1 protein-coding gene is annotated in these 1,327 nt (G+C 71.5%); it reads left to right on the forward strand.

Translation table 11 applies throughout. The annotated features are described in order from the left end of the window. On the forward strand, positions 1-1,273 hold a 1,273-nt coding region (locus tag HY68_RS05120; RefSeq protein ID WP_041984923.1), incomplete at its 5' end, for a glycoside hydrolase family 18 protein. Positions 1,274-1,327 lie beyond the last annotated feature (54 nt).

Below are 1,327 nucleotides of genomic sequence, written 5' to 3' on the forward strand. Positions count from 1 at the left end.
CCACCACGCACCGGCGCCCGCCCTGAAGAACGTCGGCTACTTCACCCAGTGGGGTATCTACGGCCGGAACTACCAGGTCAAGGATCTGGACACGAGCGGTCAGGCAGCCAAACTGACCCATCTCAACTACGCGTTCGGCAATGTCGGCGCCGACGGCACGTGCTTCACCGGCAATGTCGCCGGCCAGGCCGACGCCTGGGCCGACTACCAACGCCCGGTCGACGCCGCCGGATCGGTCGACGGCACGGCCGACACCGCCGAGCAGCCCCTCGCCGGCAGCTTCAACCAGCTGCGCGAACTCAAGGCGAAGCACCCCGGCCTGAAGGTGCTGATCTCACTGGGCGGCTGGAGCTGGTCGACCAACTTCTCCGACGCCGCCCGGACGCCCGCCTCCCGCAAGGCGTTCGTCTCCTCCTGCATCGACCTCTACATCAAGGGCAATCTGCCCGTCGACGGAGCCAGGGGCGGCGCGGGCGCCGCGGCGGGCCTCTTCGACGGCGTGGACATCGACTGGGAGTGGCCGGGCTCCGAGGCCAACACCGGCACGGTCTTCCGTCCCGAGGACAAGAAGAACTACGCCGCGCTGGTGCACGAGTTCCGCACCCAGCTCGACGCCTACGCGAAGTCCCAGGCCAAGGCGGCGGCGCACGGCAGGCACCATCCGGCGCCCGCGCCCAAGCACTACGACCTGTCGGCCTTCGTCCCGGCCGCGCCCGCCAAGATCGACGCGGGCTTCGACGTCCCCAAGATCATGCGGGACTTCGACTTCGTGAACCTCCAGGGCTACGACTTCCACGTCTCGGGCGAGGCGACGACCGCCCAGCAGTCGGCGCTCTACGGACGCACCGACTTCAGCGTCGACCGGACGGTGCGCGACTGGGAGCGCCGCGGCGCGCCCGCCCGCAAGCTCGTGGTCGGCATGCCGTTCTACGGGCAGGGCTGGACCGGTGTCACCGGCGGCGGCGACGGGCTCGGCCAGCCGGCCGCGGCGCCGGGACCCGGCACCTGGGCGCCGGGCACCGAGGACTACAAGGTGCTCAAGCAGCTCGCCGACTCCGGTACGTACAAGGTCTACCGGGACCGCGCGGCGGGCGACGCCTGGCTCTTCGACGGCACCACGCTCTGGACGTACGACGACCCGCAGGTGCTGCGCACCAAGGCGCGGTACGTCCGCGACCAGCGGCTCGGCGGCGCGATGATCTGGTCGCTGGACGGCGACACGGCCGACGGCGAGCTGACGACGGCGATCGACCGCGGCCTGAACGGCCACTGACCGGTCCCGACCGCCGGGCCCCCCGCGAGGAGGGGTCCGGGGCCGCTCCGCAGG

The sequence above is a fragment of the Streptomyces sp. AcH 505 genome, assembly GCF_000818175.1.
Taxonomy (GTDB): domain Bacteria; phylum Actinomycetota; class Actinomycetes; order Streptomycetales; family Streptomycetaceae; genus Streptomyces.